This is a genomic window from Acidobacteriota bacterium, from assembly GCA_040752675.1.
Taxonomy (GTDB): Bacteria; Acidobacteriota; Polarisedimenticolia; order JBFMGF01; family JBFMGF01; genus JBFMGF01.
Map to the genome: position 1 here is coordinate 1 of JBFMGF010000008.1, position 17,159 is coordinate 17,159.

Annotated in this window: 19 protein-coding genes; 2 read left to right on the top strand and 17 right to left on the bottom strand. The window is 49.7% G+C overall.

Translation table 11 applies throughout. From position 1 onward, the window contains the following. The 12 genes from AB1756_00960 to pilM form a co-directional block, all read right to left on the bottom strand. Positions 1-192, bottom strand: a 192-nt coding sequence (locus tag AB1756_00960) for a hypothetical protein (protein ID MEW5805920.1), incomplete at its 3' end; no start/stop codon positions are given. Between the two features lie 132 nt (positions 193-324). Continuing rightward, positions 325-1,065, bottom strand: coding sequence for a metallophosphoesterase family protein (locus tag AB1756_00965; GenBank protein ID MEW5805921.1), 741 nt, complete (start codon positions 1,063-1,065; stop codon positions 325-327). After that, positions 1,062-1,694, bottom strand: coding sequence for a thiamine phosphate synthase (gene thiE, locus AB1756_00970; protein ID MEW5805922.1), 633 nt, complete (start codon positions 1,692-1,694; stop codon positions 1,062-1,064). The genes AB1756_00965 and thiE overlap by 4 nt, the downstream gene beginning before the upstream one ends. A gap of 10 nt (positions 1,695-1,704) precedes the next feature. Continuing rightward, positions 1,705-3,060: an acetyl-CoA carboxylase biotin carboxylase subunit gene (accC, locus tag AB1756_00975; GenBank protein ID MEW5805923.1), complete on the bottom strand. Its 1,356-nt coding sequence runs from the start codon at positions 3,058-3,060 to the stop codon at positions 1,705-1,707. A gap of 11 nt (positions 3,061-3,071) precedes the next feature. After that, positions 3,072-3,539, bottom strand: a complete 468-nt coding sequence (gene accB / locus AB1756_00980) for an acetyl-CoA carboxylase biotin carboxyl carrier protein (GenBank protein ID MEW5805924.1) — start codon at positions 3,537-3,539, stop codon at positions 3,072-3,074. A gap of 78 nt (positions 3,540-3,617) precedes the next feature. Next, positions 3,618-3,905 (bottom strand): tetratricopeptide repeat protein, encoded by a 288-nt coding sequence (locus AB1756_00985; protein MEW5805925.1) that lies wholly within the window; start codon positions 3,903-3,905, stop codon positions 3,618-3,620. A gap of 169 nt (positions 3,906-4,074) precedes the next feature. After that, positions 4,075-4,581: a hypothetical protein gene (locus tag AB1756_00990; protein MEW5805926.1), complete on the bottom strand. Its 507-nt coding sequence runs from the start codon at positions 4,579-4,581 to the stop codon at positions 4,075-4,077. Between the two features lie 17 nt (positions 4,582-4,598). Next, a complete protein-coding gene (gene pilQ / locus AB1756_00995) occupies positions 4,599-7,088 on the bottom strand; it encodes a type IV pilus secretin PilQ (protein ID MEW5805927.1) in 2,490 nt (829 codons plus the stop codon). Then, positions 7,085-7,636 (bottom strand): hypothetical protein, encoded by a 552-nt coding sequence (locus AB1756_01000; protein MEW5805928.1) that lies wholly within the window; start codon positions 7,634-7,636, stop codon positions 7,085-7,087. The genes pilQ and AB1756_01000 overlap by 4 nt, the downstream gene beginning before the upstream one ends. Continuing rightward, entirely contained in the window at positions 7,633-8,217 is a 585-nt protein-coding gene (pilO, locus tag AB1756_01005) for a type 4a pilus biogenesis protein PilO (GenBank protein MEW5805929.1), read from the bottom strand. The genes AB1756_01000 and pilO overlap by 4 nt, the downstream gene beginning before the upstream one ends. A gap of 31 nt (positions 8,218-8,248) precedes the next feature. Further along, on the bottom strand, positions 8,249-8,839 hold the full coding sequence (locus AB1756_01010; protein MEW5805930.1) for a PilN domain-containing protein: 591 nt from the start codon (positions 8,837-8,839) through the stop codon (positions 8,249-8,251). After that, complete coding sequence (gene pilM, locus AB1756_01015) at positions 8,836-9,906, bottom strand: type IV pilus assembly protein PilM (protein MEW5805931.1); 1,071 nt, start codon at positions 9,904-9,906, stop codon at positions 8,836-8,838. The genes AB1756_01010 and pilM overlap by 4 nt, the downstream gene beginning before the upstream one ends. A 329-nt stretch (positions 9,907-10,235) precedes the next feature. Here pilM and rpmB point away from each other — a divergent pair, with 329 nt between their 5' ends. Further along, positions 10,236-10,430, top strand: coding sequence for a 50S ribosomal protein L28 (gene rpmB / locus AB1756_01020; protein MEW5805932.1), 195 nt, complete (start codon positions 10,236-10,238; stop codon positions 10,428-10,430). On the opposite strand, the gene AB1756_01025 is transcribed toward rpmB, so the two are convergent. Genes AB1756_01025 through yajC form a run of 5 tightly spaced genes read right to left on the bottom strand, consistent with a single transcriptional unit; the run spans position 10,427 to position 16,078 of the window. Beyond that, positions 10,427-10,810, bottom strand: a complete 384-nt coding sequence (locus AB1756_01025) for a RidA family protein (GenBank protein MEW5805933.1) — start codon at positions 10,808-10,810, stop codon at positions 10,427-10,429. The genes rpmB and AB1756_01025 overlap by 4 nt on opposite strands. A 13-nt stretch (positions 10,811-10,823) precedes the next feature. Continuing rightward, positions 10,824-12,977, bottom strand: a complete 2,154-nt coding sequence (locus tag AB1756_01030; GenBank protein MEW5805934.1) for a bifunctional (p)ppGpp synthetase/guanosine-3',5'-bis(diphosphate) 3'-pyrophosphohydrolase — start codon at positions 12,975-12,977, stop codon at positions 10,824-10,826. 58 nt (positions 12,978-13,035) lie between these two features. Next, positions 13,036-14,166: a protein translocase subunit SecF gene (gene secF / locus AB1756_01035; protein ID MEW5805935.1), complete on the bottom strand. Its 1,131-nt coding sequence runs from the start codon at positions 14,164-14,166 to the stop codon at positions 13,036-13,038. 13 nt (positions 14,167-14,179) lie between these two features. Beyond that, a complete protein-coding gene (secD, locus tag AB1756_01040) occupies positions 14,180-15,763 on the bottom strand; it encodes a protein translocase subunit SecD (GenBank protein ID MEW5805936.1) in 1,584 nt (527 codons plus the stop codon). A 12-nt stretch (positions 15,764-15,775) separates the two neighbouring features. Continuing rightward, positions 15,776-16,078: a preprotein translocase subunit YajC gene (gene yajC / locus AB1756_01045; GenBank protein ID MEW5805937.1), complete on the bottom strand. Its 303-nt coding sequence runs from the start codon at positions 16,076-16,078 to the stop codon at positions 15,776-15,778. A gap of 241 nt (positions 16,079-16,319) precedes the next feature. On the opposite strand from yajC, the gene pgeF reads away from it, so the two are divergent. Continuing rightward, positions 16,320-17,105 carry a peptidoglycan editing factor PgeF gene (gene pgeF, locus AB1756_01050; GenBank protein ID MEW5805938.1) on the top strand — a complete coding sequence of 262 codons (786 nt, stop codon included), beginning with the start codon at positions 16,320-16,322 and terminating at the stop codon, positions 17,103-17,105. The last annotated feature ends 54 nt before the right edge of the window (positions 17,106-17,159 follow it).

Sequence of the window (17,159 nt, forward strand, 5' to 3'; positions counted from 1 at the left end):
TGTCAAGATATATTTTAAAATTATCTCAAATATATTGGCACCAGGTTTTGGTGAGGGATGAGAGAAGAACTCAATAAAATCAAGGGTTCTAGAGTGATGAGAGCTCCCAAACTGTAGAAGATGAATCAAAGGGGATAAGGTCTCCTCTGCTCCAATTTGGTTGATCTCATTGATTGGGAAAGTATCCTTCAATCAAGGGTAAACTGATCCTGAAAGAGCATTTTAAATTCACCTTAAGAGATGTGATGACCGATATAGTTGTTGATGCTCTGACTTCAGTTTCAAGATGGATGATTCTCATCAAACAGTATTCAAGAGAAACCCTTATAGACCTAAGGAAAGACGGGTAGCGAGCATTACAGGAAGCCCGGCCTGCAGGATCTTCGCCTTTGCCTTATCAACATCATAGGGAACTCTGATGAAGGAAACCATCTTCGATTCACTCTCATAGATCGCGTACGAGGCATCCGGAATCCTATCTCTTGGCTGTCCGATCGACCCCGGATTGATAAGATATCGCAGGCCCTCCTCGATCTTCACCTTCACGTTGCCCTTCCCGGGAGAGTAATAGTAAAGAGTTTCCCCATCAAGGGCGAACACCATGGGGAAGTGTGTGTGACCGAAAAAGCATATCCTGAAATCGATTTTTTTGAAGATGTTCATCGCATCATACTCGGAAAAGAGATAATCATCCTCGTCGATCGGCGTCCCGTGCGAGGCGAGGACTTCGTCATGGATGCCGATGGGCCCGCCTGGAAGGGATCTGATGAAATCTCTATTCTCTTCCGTGAGAGAGTCCTGCGTCCACTTCACCGCTGCCTGCGCCGCCGCGTTGAACTCGTCCTCTTCTTCCCATCCCGCAATGACCTTCTCGTGATTTCCTCTGATCATGACGATAGGTTTCAGATCGCGGACCCTTGCAATCACCTCGTTGGGATTTGCACCATACCCGACGATGTCTCCGAGGACCACAAACTCGCCCTCCCCTCTAGATCTCGCATTTTCAAGGACGGCATCCAGAGCTTCGAGGTTGGAATGGATATCGCTCAACAGGAAATATTTCATGATTTCAGAGATTCGATAGCAGCTAGAAAGAGCCTGGCTCTTTCACCGGGTTCTCCTCTGCATAGAAGGTCTGATATTATGGCCACTGAATCGGCGCCGGCTTCGAAGATCTCCCTTACTTTCTCCAGCGTGATTCCACCTATGGCAACGAGCGGTTTGTCGACGGTCCTTTTGATTTCAGCAATCGCTTCCCGACCTAGAGGGCTGTATTTCAGGTCTTTGGTCTTTGTCTTGAAGATAGGCCCGATGGCCAGATAATTCACATCCATCCTCGATGCTTGGATCGCCTCCGTGATGGAATGAGTGGAAACGCCGATGATCTTTGCCGGGCCAAGAATTCTTCTTGCTTCCAGCGGCGGCAGGTCTTCTTCCCCGAGATGAACACCATCTGCTCCAGCGGCAAGAGCCATGTCCACTCTGTCATTGACTATGATTAACGCCCCGCGCTCTCTGGAATAGGAAACAGACTTAACGATCTCCTCGAAAAAATCCCTGCCAACCTTTTTCTCCCTCATCTGGATCAGTTTCACGCCGCTGTCGACGAGGATCCTCACCTGGTTAGAGTGAGACAGATGCGACAATCCGCTGTCGGTTATAGCATATAGAGGGGGAATTTTTTCTAGAAGCAAGGTGCAATCCCTAGGGTTCCGACTTTTTCTGCGGGAGGAATTTTTCCATGAACCTCGTCGAAATGTTTCCTTGTATGAAATCTTCGTCTGAAATGATCTTCTGCTGTAACGGGATGTTGGTCTTGATCCCTTCTATGATGAAGGAATCCAGGGCTCTCTTCATCCTGGAAACCGTTTCCTTTCTGGTGTTACCTCTCGTGATGAGTTTCGCTACCAGTGAATCGTAGTACGGAGGAATGATGCACTCGGCATACGCGGCAGTATCGACCCTGACCCCGGGTCCGCCGGGTGGATGGAAGAGTCTGATCTTTCCTGGAGAAGGAGCAAATGTCTCCGGATCTTCCGCATTGATCCGGCATTCTATGCTGTGGCCGTTCAGTTTTATATCTTCCTGGCGGCAGGAAAGCCTCTCTCCCGCTGCGATCTTTATCTGCTCCTTGATGAGATCAATCCCGGTCACGTTCTCGGTCACGGGATGTTCCACCTGAATTCTCGTATTCATTTCCATGAAATAGAAGTTCCGGTCACCATCCAGGAGGAATTCGATGGTCCCGGCATTCGTGTACCCTACTGTCTCAGCCGCTTTGAGCGCTGCAGACGACATTCTTTCTCTCAGCTCTGGAGTCATGCCAGGAGAAGGAGATTCCTCGACGAGCTTCTGGTGCCTCCTCTGGATGGAACACTCCCTTTCGAAGAGATGAAGGATATTACCAAAATTATCGCCGAGTATCTGAAACTCGATGTGCCTTGGGGCTTCAAGATATTTCTCTATGTATACATCCGGGACATCGAATGCTGCTTTCGCTTCCGTCTGTGCTATCTTGAAGGCTTCATCCAGTTCCTCGGCGCTCCTGACAATCCTCATCCCACGCCCCCCGCCTCCAGCCGCTGCCTTGATGATAATGGGATAACCGATCTGCTCGGCAAGCTTCAATGCTTCCACGTCATCCGGGATGACCGCTTCGCTTCCCGGGATGACCGGCACACCCGCCTTGATCATCGTCCTCCTTGCCTCCACCTTGTCTCCCATCAATCTAATGATCTCCGGGGAAGGGCCGATGAAGGTGATGTTGCATTCCCTGCATATCTCCGCAAAGTGCGTTGATTCCGCAAGGAATCCATATCCGGGATGGATCGCATCGGCTCCAGTTATCTCAGCCGCTGAGATGATGCTGGTGACGTTCAGATAACTTTCAGAGTTCTTGGCGGGACCGATGCAGACATCATCATCGGCATATTTGACATGCAGAGAATCGGCATCAACATCGGAATGAACGGCAACCGTCTTAATGCCGAGCTCCTTGCATGCCCAGATGATCCGCAGGGCAATCTCTCCCCGATTGGCTATCAATATCTTCTTGAACATGACTTCTATTCCTATTCTGCCGGTCTCAACCGGAATAGTACCTGCCCGTACTCCACCGGGTGAGCGTTGGGAACGAGGATCTCCACGATCTCACCTGCAACCTCCGACTCGATCTCGTTCATGAGCTTCATCGCTTCCACGATGCACAGAATCTGCCCCTTCCGTACGAGATCGCCAACCTCCACGTAGGGAGGAGCTTTGGGATCGGGAGCCCTGTAGAAAGTTCCCACTATTGGAGACTTCACTTCAAACAGATTATCCTTTTCGAGAGCTTCCGCGGGAGCGGTTTCGACTTTCGGCAGTTCGCTGCTCTCCACCACTTTTTCCTCAATGACGACCTCTTGAGGAGCCGCTTCGATTTTAGCCACTCTGCCTGCTCCTTTGACCAGCTTGATCTTGAAGCCTTCCCTCTCCAGTTCGAACTCCACGAAGTTGCTTCTTGATATGTAGTCGATAAGGTCTTTAATCTCTTTATCCAATGCTATCTCTCCTAATAGAAAGGTTAAGATCTTAAATTATTATATCATCTCTTCTTTTCATCGCTGCCTGGGAAAAGCTCATCCCGTCAGCCTCTCCAGCAACTTCTTAAGCAGTCCTATCTTTTTCTCCACGGTTTCATTTCTTGTATTTCCGCATATGCCATCTTCGGAATGCTGTGACTGAGATGATTCCGGCGCTTCACTCCCGGAAGAGTGCGTCAGTTCGATCTTTCGCATCAGGCGGAAATCGTCCGGGGTCCTCTCAAGCAGTTTCTCATAGATCCTGCGAGCTTTGACCTTCATTCCCTGCTTGAGATAGAGGTCTGCCAGAGTCTCCGTCAGGATTTCATCAGGTTCGTTTTTCATGGTCGTCACTTCGTCCTCCGATTTTTCCTTTCTAAAAAAATAGGGTTGAAATGTTCATTTCAACCCTGGAAGCTTCTGAGAATCCAAATCTGATGCAATTTTAAAATGGAGATCTCTTCTTCATCAATGTTTTCATATGTACCATTGTCAAAGCTATCGCAACCGAATGCTATCCCCCGCAAATATCCCTGAAATTGATGGTGAACAGCACCGAAGTCTGGACATCTTCTCCGGCCACATCCTTTCCGTAAAAGATCACCGTCGTATCCACATCTACACCCGGAGTGAAGTATCCTGCCATCTTGTCAACAGCCCTGACCACGACGGTGCTGAATTGCGCCGTACCCCCACTCGGGACCCTCACACTAATGTTTTGAGAGAATGAAGGAGCAACACCACCGGAATAGGAAACAACATATCGGTTCAGAACTACATCGTTGTAAAACGTTCCCTCCGCATCTATGTTCCTTGGCTGATTGGAGAATGTAAAAGTGGCATTATCGTCATGATAGACCTGATTGGCATCCGGCAGCGGTACCGAGCAGAATGGCATCGGTTCAACGCTGATAATTGTCACAATCGAGTCGGAATAGTCCGGATCATCGGTAGAGCTGTTGCAGCCTGGCAACAGGAAAATAGCTATGAAGACCGCTGCGGCTAATAGAAATTTCTTCATGATAAGAAACCTCCTTATTAAGCAGAGCTTCTCATAATCTTTGCCGTCAGGAATATGAGCAACTCTCTATTCTCATTCGTGACGTTCTTCCTCTTGAAGAGCCAGCCGAAGAGAGGCACCTTTCGGAACCAGGGGACCCCAGCCTCGCTCAACCCTTCAGATTGACTGAAGATGCCTCCTATCACCGTTGTTCCACCATCGTTTATCAGGACCTTGGTCTGCGCCCTTTGAGTGTTGATCGGAGGGACATCCCCGACTCTGTTGACGAAGTCAGGGGTGTTGTTCTCCACCTGAATGTCCAGGACGATGGTTCCTTCCGCCGTGATCTGCGGTGTCACCAGCAGGCGCAACGATGCGGATACGAACTCCACGTTGATCTCCGTGGCGGTAGTGTTCACAACGGGGATCCTGACACCTCTCTCTATCTCAGCCTTCTCGTTGTTCTGAGTGGCAATCTTGGGAGCCGAGAGTACCCTTGCCTTACCTTCCACTTCCAGGGCTTCGATGGCGAGATCTAGAGCGAAGCTGTTGAGGACATTTCCGAATGTCACACCTAGCTGATTGGGTGAGATGGCGCCGACCCTCGTGAAGGGAAGGTTGAGCTGGTAATCGACCCTGGCGTTATGGGGGAACTGGAGATTGGTCTGTGTCCCCCTCGATGAGTCGGCGATCCCTGTAAACCCCCACTCGACTCCGAAATCCTGGACAAACTGTCTGGATGTCTCCACGATCCTCGCCTCTATCATGACCTGCGGTGTCTCGGTGTCCAGGGACGTGATGAGATTGTCAATGGGTGCTATCCTGGTCGGCACATCAGTCACGATTAGTGAATTGGTCCTCTCGTCCATGATGACCCTGCCCCTTGGAGAAACCATGCCGCTCTGCCTTATAATCTTTTCGATCTCCTGAGCTTTTGCATAGCTTAGCGTCTTCGTTATGGTCACGGGATCGGCCTCGAGCTCCTTGGCATCCTTCAGTTGCTTCCTTGAAGCTGCTTCTTGGGCCAGCCTCTGCGTAGGAGCAATCCTGATCACATTATCCTCGAATATCTTGTCCATACCGTTGTTCTTAAGGATGATGTCAAGGGCTTGGTCCCACGGGACGTTATCCAGAACGATGGTTACCTTGCCTCCAACGGCAGGATCGAGGACAAAATTCAATCCAGAAATCTCATGGAAGAGCCTGAAGACCTGTTTGATATCCGCATCGACAAGATTTAGCGAGATTTTCTTCCCAGTGTATTTGACCGCTTCGGGTGTCACCTTTACCGTCTCGAACTGGAGCATCGGTTTTTTCTCTTCTTCCGATACGGTGGCTAGTTTTTCCGGCGCTTCACGGAATATGACGTAGTCCTCCCCGGCCTTTTTATCCACCATCTTCTCAATGTCTCTTGCCGCTTTTCCCGGCATCGCGTCTTCAACAGGTTGCTTCTCCATCTGCGCCGGGAGCGCTTCCACTGGCTCGGCCACCCTTTGCGTTATTGCTGATGTCTCTTCTGGATGGACTTCTGCAGCAACGAGAGGTTGTTCGGGTTGTGCTTCCTTCCATTCAGGTTCAGCAGCTTGTTCGGTCTCTACCGATTTGGCAGGGGACTCTTCCGCTTTCCAGATTTCTTGAGCAGGCTCAGGAGCAGTTTTCTGCTCTGCCCCGGCGATCAACGTGGGTTCAGGGGCCTTACAGAACCTGACCTTGATGGCATTCCCGGATTGTGCAACTTCATATGGAGAATCCTGCTTCAAGTCGAAGACGACTCTGGCGACCTTCTGAGGCGATCTTTTATACTGTGACGCCCTTACTCTCTCGATGAAGGGACCCTGAACCTCATACTCTTTTGAGGGAAGGAGCATGGAAACGTTCTGAAAATCCACAACCACTCGGTCCGGATCCTCCACTTCGAATGTGTCATATTGGAGCTTTCCATCTCCCTTGATCCATATTTCGGTGTAAGAGCTATCCTTGTCATCTATATTGATCATGTTGATCTTGGATGCATACCGGATCTCCGCAGCTTGTTCCCCGACAGGCTGCTCTATCGGAATGCTATCTGCCACCATCGCCTCGGTGCGGGAGGATCCTCCTCCCTCCACTCTGACGTGCAGCTCGTTTCCATCCATGAAGAGAGTGTGGTGGGTGTCAGGATTACAGGTGATCTCCAATCTTCCGATGAAGAAATCTCCCTGCGTTCCAGCTATCATCCTCACCCTGATATCTTTTACTTCGGCAGTATCCAGAGTCAGGGACTCGGGAAGGGATTCCGTATTCCCCTCAGGCACCTCGATGATCAGAACTTCCGGATCCGGATCATAGGTCGTGTATTCGAACGGGATGTTGGCTCTGATCACAAGCTCCGTGATTCCATCCCCCGTGCTGTGCTCAATGCTGCTCAGGATCACCGGTTGAGGCACACTCTTCAGCTCCTCCGCTGACTCGTTGGAAAAACTGATGGCAGTGCAACCGGCGATCAACAGCGCAAGGGCTGTAAAACGTAACATTTTTATCCTGTTCATTTACTTTCCTCCTCCACCGGACTTAGTCTTTTTACTACATCCCTGAAAGGTTTTATGAGCCGGGGATCGTCCACCTGCTGCCTGAAGGTCACTATTCCCGCATCATCGTCAATGCTGATGAGCTTTCCATCATATACCTCATCCCCAACTCTTAGAAAATACCCTCTATTATCCGACCCCGAGAAGAATGCGATATTACCTGCCGGATCCTTGACAATACCGACCAGATCGATCTCTGAGATCAGCATCCCGGCGATCCCTTTAGGGCGTGGACCCTTCTCTTTCGCTCTAACCTCTTCGATGAGCGACCGGAAGGGATCTCTCCTTCCCTCGGGATTGTAAGAGAAGTACTTTCCTGTTATCACTTCTTCCTTCTCCTGTATGATCTTCTCTATGGCCTTTTCCTTCTCTTTTTCCTCTTCAGAGGGTTTGGCGATGACCTCCCCCTTTCCTTCCTCCTGAGCAAGCGCGACGAGACACGGGGAAAAGAGGAGAAGGATGATTAAAACAAACAGAGACATGAAGGATCTTGTCTTATCATTCTTCATTTTTTTATTTCCTTTTTCTCTTTTTCACTTTCTTCTATATAGATGAAAGTCGTAGCTATGAATGATGACTTGATGGTCTTGACGCTTCCGCCCCAGACTGCATTGATAAGCACATTCGTGATGTTGACGATTCTCGAGTATTTTCCGATCTGATCGAAGAAGATCCCCAGGTCATGGTAACCGCCGATGATCTCCATCTTGATTGGAAATTCCTTATAGAATTCCTGCTGCTTGAACGATTCCGGGTCGAAGAGCTTTAGCTCCAGGTTGGCCCTGTCCGCCAGGCTCTTGATATCCTTCAGGAGGTCTCCCGTCTCTGGCTCCGTCGGGAGGATCTGCCGCAGATATCCAAGCTTCTCTTCTAGGTTGGCGATCTCCCTTTCGAATTCCGGCAGCTTGGCTTCGATGGCTTGCCCTTTCTTGATCTCCTGCTGTTTCTTTTCGAGCTTTGCCTGCATATCATTGATATCTTTGTTCATCTCGGAGAAGTTCGGATAGAAACGCCAGGCGATGAGGATGACTGCGGCCGAAAGGGCGAGAACCAGAACGAGTTTGCCCCAATAGGGAAGATTTTTTAACATGTCTTTTCCTCGCTCAACTATGTATTTATGACTACATCTCCTTGGTTGCTTCCTGAGGTTGTTTCCCTTCAGGTACGAACGTGCAGCTCAGCTGGAAAGATACACCCTCAGGAATCTCCTTCGTCTGCCCGAGGCTGACGTTGTTGAAATAAGCAGACTGGTTCAGGTTGTTGTAAAAGTTGGAAACGGCCGTGTAAGTCGTTGCCTTGCCATTGAGAGTGATTACATTGCTCTTCTCGGAGAGTGAATCCAGCCATAGGAAATCGGGAAGGTTCCTGCTTATCTGGTCGAGAATAAGGACCGGAACGGTCTGATTCTTTTTGAGTTGCAGTATGATGTTGACCTTTCTCTCGAGCAGGTCGCGCCTCTTCTGATAAAGATCCCCTTTTTTCCGGACTTCTTCCAGCCTCTTTAGCTCCTTGTCAGCCCTCTCGTTCTCGGCTTTGAGCCTCCGTGTCTGCCTGTCAAGAGAGTAATACCATCCAGCCACTACGATGAAAGATAAAACGATGATGCCGATCAGGATGAGTCCTCTCCACCACCCTTCTCCCCGCTCAATGGTTATGATTGGAGCCCTTTCCTTTGCTGGCCTTCTCTCCGCCAGCAGATTTATCTTTATCATTTTTCTCCTGCCTTTCTTAATGCAAGTCCTACGGCAACACAAGCGGATGATGCCATCTTGTTGAGCAGTTCAGGAGGGAAATCCCTGGTATTGGCTATTATCTTCCTGAAAGGGTTGAGGATCTCCACGGAGACCCCGAACCGGTCCGTGAAGGCCTGCCTGAAATTGTAGATCTGCGAGGCGCCACCTGTCACCACGATCTTGCTGATGGCTTCATCGATGGCCGTTGTTGCTTTAAAGAAATCGACCGTCTTCTGAATTTCACTGATAACGTCGGATGTCACGGAAGAGATTATGGGGAAGACGCTCTCGAATGAGACCTTTTCAAGGTCCTCGCCGCATTTTAATTTTTCGGCCTGTTCCGCCGTCAGGTTCAGCTCTTTCTGGATGGCATCGGTATACTGATTGCCACCGATGGATATGTCTCTCCAGAATACAGAGTTGGCTCCTTTCATTATGACGATTGTCGTCACGCTGGCGCCCATATCGATAAGAGCGATGTTATCCTGGGGTTCGACATCGTAATTGGCCTCATAGGCGTTCTGAAGGGCAAAGGCATCCACATCGACGACGAGGGGATTCAGACCTGCCTGACTGAGGACGCTCACGTAATCGTTGATCCTCTCCTTCTTGACGGCGGCAAGGAGGACATCCATGTTCCCCTCGCCGGACAGACTGACACCTTCCAAGATCTGGTAATCGATGTTGACATCCTCGATATCAAAAGGAATGTACTGTTCGGCCTCCCACCGGATTGACTCCGCTAGTTCTTCCTTGCTCATCACGGGAAGGGAGATCCTCTTGATGATGACGGAATGACCGGAGAGAGCGGTAGCCAAATTCTTGTTCTTTATGCCGCTCTTCTCATAGGCTCGATGGATGGCATCAATGACGAGCCCCGAGTCCATGATGGACCCGTCAACTATAGCCTCTGAAGAGAGGGGTTCCAGGGCAAGTCCGAGAAGCTGATACCCTTTCGCCCTTCCCAAGTCTTTGACCTCCACGATCTTTATAGAGTTGTCACCTATGTCCAGCCCGACCAGGTTCTTTGCTTTTCCGAATATCATTTTTTCACCTTTGAAGTTAATTTTAACTTGCAGTTACGCCAAAAGCTTAAAGCAGTGCTTTAACATAACACAAAGAAAATTTGGGTGTCAAGAATATTTTTTTCACTGCGGAGCGGTCGGTGTACCCGGATATCTTTTTTACTGATGTACACCCCAATAGATTCTAATAAAAGGTAAATCATTTTACCTCTTATTGGCAAAGTATATATCTTTAAATGATAAATTCAAGAATTTATTCCAAAAATTTTAAATTTGAGTGGCGCTATTGACAGCCTTCAATCAATCTTATAAATTTTAAGGTTTAAAAATTACTGATAAGAGAGGATGTTGTGTCAAGAGTCTGCGAGATATGCGGGAAAAAGCCCCAGTTCGGTCATAGTATCAGCCACGCCCACAATGTGACTCGGAAGATCTGGCATCCCAATCTGAAGAGCGTCAGGATCATCGAGAACGGAACGGTCAGGAGAGCAAAGATCTGCACGAGATGCCTGAGATCCGGGAGAGTGGTCAAGGCTATATCCTAGCCGGCGATTATGGCAATGGCATCGATTTCTACTTTCGATCCCTTCGGAAGGGAGGCTACACCCACCGTCGATCGCGCCGGAGGATTCACTCCAAAGAACTTTGAATAGACTGCATTCATTCCTTCAAAGTCGTTCAAATCGGTAAGAAAAACCGTTGTTCGGACGACGTCGAGCAAAGTGGCAGCCGAGTCCTCGAGAAGGGCAGTTAGATTTCTTATTACAAGCTCCGTTTGCTCTTCGATTGTGCCGCTCGCCATCTGACCGGTGGTCGGGTCAAGAGGGATCTGCCCGGATATGAATATCATGTTCCCCACTTTAACTGCCGGAGAGTAAGGGCCAATGGCCCTCGGCCCCTTTGACGAATGGATTATTTTCTTCATAAACCCTCCTCTTTTAGATTCGCTCGACATTATGGACACCTTTCACTCCCTCGATCCTCTTCATGATCCTGCTCAGATGCTCCATGTCATGGATATCCAAGACGAGGTTGATCTCTCCCCTCTTTTCCTCTAGGCTTTTCGCTCCCAGATCCCTTATGTTGGTTCTCTCATCCGAGATGGCCGAAACTATCTTAGCCAGTATCCCCTGCCGGTCATCCATCTGGATGCGGAGTCTCACCTCATAGATCGTTTCCTCCCTCCTTTCCCATTCGACCGCTATCCTTCTCTCTGAATCGTAGAGCAGTTTCTCCACATTATGACAGGAGACGGAATGAACGGAAACCCCTTTCCCTCGCGTGATGTATCCTACGATTTCTTCTCCCATGATGGGATTGCAGCATTTCGCCAGATAGACCATGACGTCTCCCATCCCCTTCACCTTAACTCTCTTATCACCCAAGCCCAGGACCTTCTTGACGACCTTCGAGATGGCAAATTCTCTTCCTTCCCTCTCCTTCAGCTTCTCGGGGGGAACGAGCCGCGAGACGAGATGATGGGCTGTAACCTTCCCGAGCCCAACGGCGACAAAGAAATCGTCAAGGGATCTGAAGCCCAAGAATTCGAGCGCTTTTTCCAGGTTTTCATCTTCGCCGGATAGCTTTTTCAGGTCCATCCTGTACTTTTTGAATTCCTTCTCGCAGATCTCCCGTCCCAGGGTGATACTCTTGTTCCTCTCGCTCGCGATGAGATAGCTTCTGATCTTGTTCTTGGCTCGCGACGTCGTGGCGATGTTCAGCCAGTCGCGGCTCGGTCGATGCCCAGCAGACGTAATGATCTCGACGCGATCTCCACTCTGGAGTAAGGTCCTCAACGGGACGAGCTTTCCGTTGATTCTCGCACCTACGCATTGATGGCCAACATCTGTATGAATGGCATAGGCAAAATCTATAGGCGTCGCCCCTTTCGGAAAAGAAAGAATTTTCCCTTTGGGCGTGAAAGCATAGACCTCATCCGGATAGAGATCGACCTTAACGACCTTCAGAAACTCCCTGGGGTCCTTGACCTCCTGCTGCCATTCCATGAGCTGCCTCAACCACTGGACGTTGGTCAGGTCCCTCTCTCTGAGCTTTGCCTTTTCCTTGTACCTCCAGTGAGCGGCAACTCCTTCCTCCGCTATCCTGTGCATATCTTCAGTTCGGATCTGTACCTCGAAAGTCTCCCCATTTTGTGTGATCACCGAAGTGTGAAGGGATTGATACATGTTGGGTTTGGGCATGGCAATGAAGTCCTTGAATCTTCCCGGGACAGGCTTCCAGATGCTGTGCATGATCCCAAGGATGGCATAGCAGTCTCTGACCGTCCTGGTGATGATACGAAAGGCTACAAGATCATAGATTTGATCGAACGTGATCTGCTGATCCTTCATCTTTCTATGGATGCTGTATGGGCTCTTGATCCTGCCATGGATCTCAACCGGGATGTTCTGCTCGCTAAAGGTCTGTCTCAGGGTTCTGCTGATCTCTTCGATAAAAAGGCTGCTGATCCTCTTGCTGTTCTCGATATTCCTGATCAATTCCTCGTATGCCGCTGTGTCCTGATGTTTCAGGGCCAGCTCCTCGAGCTCATCTTTAATCTTTCCAATCCCCAGCCTGTGGGCGATGGGAGCGTAGATCTCAAATGTCTCCCTGGAGATTCTCTCCCTCCTCTCAGGAGCAAGATATTGAAGCGTTCGCATGTTGTGGAGCCGATCGGCAAGCTTGACCAGGATTACCCGGAGATCGTCGACCATGGCAAGGATCATCTTTCTGAGATTCTCCGCTTCCATCTCCTCCTTCGTCCGGTATTTTTCAATTTCTCCGATTTTCGTCACTCCATTCACGATGTGAGCGATATCCTTCCCGAAAGCATCGTGCAGCGCTTTGAGTGTCATATTCGTATCCTCAAGGATGTCGTGGAGCAATCCGGAGGCGACGCAGGAGATATCCAGTTTCAGGTCAGCAAGGATGTATGCAACTTCCAGCGGATGCGTAAGATACGGCTCGCCCGAGAGCCGCACCTGACCACGGTGTTCTTTTGCCGAAAAGATGTAAGCTTTCCTCAGGAAGGAGATATCGGCTTCTGGATCATAACCTTCGACTTTCTCGACGATATCCTCGAATCGAATCATAAGAGAAGATCAAAAAGTTATGAAGATTATATGAAACCGATATGGAAAAGACAAAGGGTTATTTCTTTCCCAGAAAGATCTCTTTCCAGACGATGAGGATCGGGCTGGCGATATATATGGAAGAATAGGTTCCCACGACGATGCCCACGAAGAGAACGAAGGCAAAGGGATTGATGACCTCGCCGCCAAGAAAGAAGAGGGCAATGACAACCACCCAGGTAAGCATTGATGTGATGACTGTCCGGCTCAGCGTCTGATTGATGCTCAGATTGATGAGCGCTTCGAAATCCATCCCAACCTTGAGCCGCATGTTCTCGCGGATGCGGTCGAAGACGACGATCGTGTCGTTGACGGAATATCCCACCAGAGTCAGGAAGGATGCAACGACCGGAAGATTGAACTCTTTCCCGAAGATGGAGAACAGGCCCAGCGTGATGAGGACGTCATGGAAGAGGGCGATGATAGCTGCGAGACCCCACTGGAACTGAAACCTGATCCATATATAGATGAGCATGCCAACCAGGGATCCCGCAATGGCTAGAAGCGCTTTGTTTCTAAGCTCAGGAGCCACGACAGGACCGATGAATTCTATGCGCCTCACTGAGAAATCTCCAAAGAAGGATCTCTCCTTCAGGAACAGGGCAATTTCCGGAGTCATTTCGGGAAGATTCTGCATCTCGGCGGAATCCTTTATGATCCCGGCATGATCGTCCCTGTACTTCAGGATCGCTTCTGCCAGATCCGATGCCCGATCCTCTCCTATTCCTGGAAAAGCGGAGAGTACAGCCTTGATCATGCTGGCATCGGCTATGTTCAAGTCTATGAGCCCATCCTTGACTTTCTGCATCTGAGACTCGTCTCTCAGGGAGTTCAGGATCGTCTCCGCCGATTCTCCCTTCTCCGCAATGAGAGGCATTCGAATCATTATCTCGTTTTCCTGGTCTTTAATCTGCTGGATCTGGGCTTTCCCCAATCCTTCTCTGCCGAGCTTATCCCTTATCTCCTGAACGGATCTTTCCTGGATGAATCTGATCCTGACTTCCGTTCCTCCACTGAATTCGATCCCCATGTTAACTCCCTTAAGAAAAAGAGAAACGACTCCGATCACGATCATGACAACGGAGATGGAGATCCAGATGTATTTCCTGCCCATGAAGTCGATCTTAGTATCCTTGAAAAATTGCATCATTCCCTCTCTATATCTATATGCTCAACTTTTTGATCTGCATGCCGCTCAGAACATGGTCGAAGATTGTCTTCGATACGAAGACGGCTGTGAACATGCTGATGACGATTCCTATGCTAAGGGTCACCGCGAAGCCTCTCACTGGTCCGGTTCCGTACTGGAAGAGGAAAAGTGCCGCAATCAGGGTTGTTACATTTGTGTCAATGATGGTGATCAGTGCTCGCGAGAACCCGGCATCCACAGCAGATTTTACAGTCTTCCCGACGCGCAACTCTTCCCTGATCCTCTCGAAGATCAGGACATTCGCATCTACTGCCATACCTATAGTCAGGATCAAGCCAGCGATCCCGGGCAGCGTGAGCGTCGCCTTGAAGTAAGCCATGGCTCCGAGGAGGATGAGGACGTTCAGGAGGAGAGCTGCGATAGCGTTAATACCGGATAGTCGGTAGTAGAAGGTTATGAAGATGATGATTGCTGCGAATCCTATTAGACCTGCCCTGATCCCTCGCTTTATGGAATCAACTCCAAGTGAGGGACCGACAGTCCTCTGTTCCAGAATTTCCATCCCTGCCGGAAGGGCGCCCGACCTGAGCTTCAGGGCAAGGTCTTCAGCCTCATGAATACTGAATCCTCCTTCGATGATTCCAGAATCGGAGATGACCGCCTGGATGACCGGAGCCGATACGATCTTCCTGTCGAGCAGGATGGCCATTCTCTTATGCAGATATTCCCTTGTCGCCTGCTCGAATCGTTTGCCAGCATCGGTCGTCAGGAAGAAGTCGACGGCAGGTTCCCCCCAGCGATTCTGCCCCCTTCGCGCAGTCTTCAGGTCGCTCCCCGCAATGGTCGATACTTTCTTGAGCGGCCAGTAGAGCGTTACCCTCCGTCCATCACTGGTAATGACGTCCTGGGTGTAGATTTCCGTATCGCCAGGGATACTTCCGCCGAACCACTGGAGGAGGATCTCCTTGCTATCCGGAGGATTGAATTCGGTCATTCCTGGCGGGTAAGTGACCGCCTTCCATTCGAGAAGCGCCTGGGATTGGATCAGGCTAATGACCCTCTCAGGATTTTCCACTCCAGGTAGCTGGATTAGAATCCTGTCTCCTCCGGCTACTCCCTCCCTCTGGATGGTTGGATCCGTCACCCCGAACTGGTCCACTCTGTTTCTTATAGTCTCAAGTGATTGCCGGCAAGCGAGGTCCTCTATATAGTTTGCAGTAGCTTGAGGCATCGTCAGAGTCCACACGCCGCCCCCTCTGTTGCTGAAATCCCAGCCAGAGTACTGGTTTTCAAGGAGCTTATCCACCTGATCGTACTGGGTCGCCTCAATCCCTTCTATCTTTACCGTTCGCTCATCTTCTCTTCCTATAGTTTTATAGATTATTCCGGCATCCTTGAAATGCTGCTCCAACCTCTGCGCGACGAGATTGACCTCTGCCCGGATGGCATCTGCCGTCTTGACCCTCATCACAAGATGCATCCCACCTTTCAGATCGAGGCCTAGGCTGATCTTCTTCTTTGGAGGAAAAATGAGATATATGGACAGAGCCACGACGGCGATTATGATCAGGTTCTTCCATAGATACTTTTTCTGCATCTCCAATCCTTTCTAACTTTCAGTGGCTTCTTCGTGGCTTACCAGGCCCACGATGGCGTTCTTGGCAACATCGATCTTGATCTTATCGGCGATGCGAAGCTGAATGATCTGGTCCGAAATGCCGACGACCGTACCGTAGATCCCCCCGCTTGTGACCACCCTGTCGCCATTCTTCAGGTTTTTGATCATTTCCTGAAGCTTCTTCTGCTTCTTCCTTGCCGGCGCGATCAGCAGAAAATAGAAGACGACGAATATGAGGATGATCGGGATGAGCGATATGAAGAGGTTGCCTTGTTCTCCTTGTGCTGGAGCCATGATGACCTCAGGGAACGAGCCGAACAATAATAGAGTCGAGAAATTCATAATCAATGTTCCATCCTTCTTCGCCTTTGCTGAGTGTTATTTAAATTTCAAAGTTTTTATGATGTTATATTTATAAAATATTGTCAAGAATATGCAGCATATTTATTTAAACTCCCACCTTTCTTTATAGAACCATCATGTTTTTCAAGGACCTATGGACTCTTTGCCCGATTTTTTTCATAATGTGGGATAAATGGACGAGAACTGCAGGATCGACAGGAAAAACGATTCTCATTTTCTCTATTTCCCTCTGCTGGAGCGTATGCCCCATGTTCGACATGTTCTCTTCCTGAATCACTCCAGGCTGTATCCGGGAAAAGATAGGGCTTTGCGCAACTGCCTCTCAGAAGAGGATCTCTCTGGAGGGGAGCTCTTGAAAGCCCTGGATCTGCCGGCATCGGCCCTGGTCTCCCTGCAACAGGTTCACGGGAAACGCTGCATTGCGGTATCAGAAAGAAATGCCTCGCTGGTTCAGAGTTCAGAAGGGGACTGCCTGATTACTTCGGAGAAGGGAATTGCCATAGCCGTGCATACGGCTGATTGCTTTCCCGTGATGATCGTCGATGCTGAAGCGAAAGCTGTCGCCTGCATCCATGCAGGCTGGCGAGGAATCGCAAGCGGCATAATCGAGGTGGCACTCGAACGAATGATGGAGGTTTACTCCTGCCGGATGAATGAAATGGTTGTCACCATCGGACCGGGGATCGAGAAGTGCTGCTATACAGTAAGGGAGGACCTCCTCGATGCATTCCAAAAGCAGGGAGTTGCTTTGGAGCGCTTCATAACAGGCGACGGTGATAGATCGTTCCGCCTCTCTCTTCGGGAGATCATTCAGGATAAGCTCCAGCGATCGGGAGTAAAACACCATGAGATCCATCACACAGGATTGTGCACCTGCTGCTCTCCCCTGAATCTTCCATCTTACAGAAGAGATGGAATGGCAGCAGGATGCATCCTCTCGGCTATCATGCTCCTTTGAGAAGAAATGAGGATTGCCAGTTGACAGTGAGGAGCCTTTCTCTGATAATCTGAT

Excerpts from the sequence above, each read along its gene's own strand:
- AB1756_00965 (MEW5805921.1), bottom strand. The coding sequence starts at position 1,065 with ATGAAATATTTCCTGTTGAGCGATATCCATTCCAACCTCGAAGCTCTG.
- accC (MEW5805923.1), bottom strand. The coding sequence starts at position 3,060 with ATGTTCAAGAAGATATTGATAGCCAATCGGGGAGAGATTGCCCTGCGG.
- AB1756_00985 (MEW5805925.1), bottom strand. The coding sequence starts at position 3,905 with ATGAAAAACGAACCTGATGAAATCCTGACGGAGACTCTGGCAGACCTC.
- AB1756_00990 (MEW5805926.1), bottom strand. The coding sequence starts at position 4,581 with ATGAAGAAATTTCTATTAGCCGCAGCGGTCTTCATAGCTATTTTCCTG.
- pilQ (MEW5805927.1), bottom strand. The coding sequence starts at position 7,088 with ATGAACAGGATAAAAATGTTACGTTTTACAGCCCTTGCGCTGTTGATC.
- AB1756_01000 (MEW5805928.1), bottom strand. The coding sequence starts at position 7,636 with ATGAAGAATGATAAGACAAGATCCTTCATGTCTCTGTTTGTTTTAATC.
- pilO (MEW5805929.1), bottom strand. The coding sequence starts at position 8,217 with ATGTTAAAAAATCTTCCCTATTGGGGCAAACTCGTTCTGGTTCTCGCC.
- AB1756_01010 (MEW5805930.1), bottom strand. The coding sequence starts at position 8,839 with ATGATAAAGATAAATCTGCTGGCGGAGAGAAGGCCAGCAAAGGAAAGG.
- pilM (MEW5805931.1), bottom strand. The coding sequence starts at position 9,906 with ATGATATTCGGAAAAGCAAAGAACCTGGTCGGGCTGGACATAGGTGAC.
- AB1756_01025 (MEW5805933.1), bottom strand. The coding sequence starts at position 10,810 with ATGAAGAAAATAATCCATTCGTCAAAGGGGCCGAGGGCCATTGGCCCT.
- AB1756_01030 (MEW5805934.1), bottom strand. The coding sequence starts at position 12,977 with ATGATTCGATTCGAGGATATCGTCGAGAAAGTCGAAGGTTATGATCCA.
- secF (MEW5805935.1), bottom strand. The coding sequence starts at position 14,166 with ATGATGCAATTTTTCAAGGATACTAAGATCGACTTCATGGGCAGGAAA.
- secD (MEW5805936.1), bottom strand. The coding sequence starts at position 15,763 with ATGCAGAAAAAGTATCTATGGAAGAACCTGATCATAATCGCCGTCGTG.
- yajC (MEW5805937.1), bottom strand. The coding sequence starts at position 16,078 with ATGGCTCCAGCACAAGGAGAACAAGGCAACCTCTTCATATCGCTCATC.
- pgeF (MEW5805938.1), top strand. The coding sequence starts at position 16,320 with ATGGACGAGAACTGCAGGATCGACAGGAAAAACGATTCTCATTTTCTC.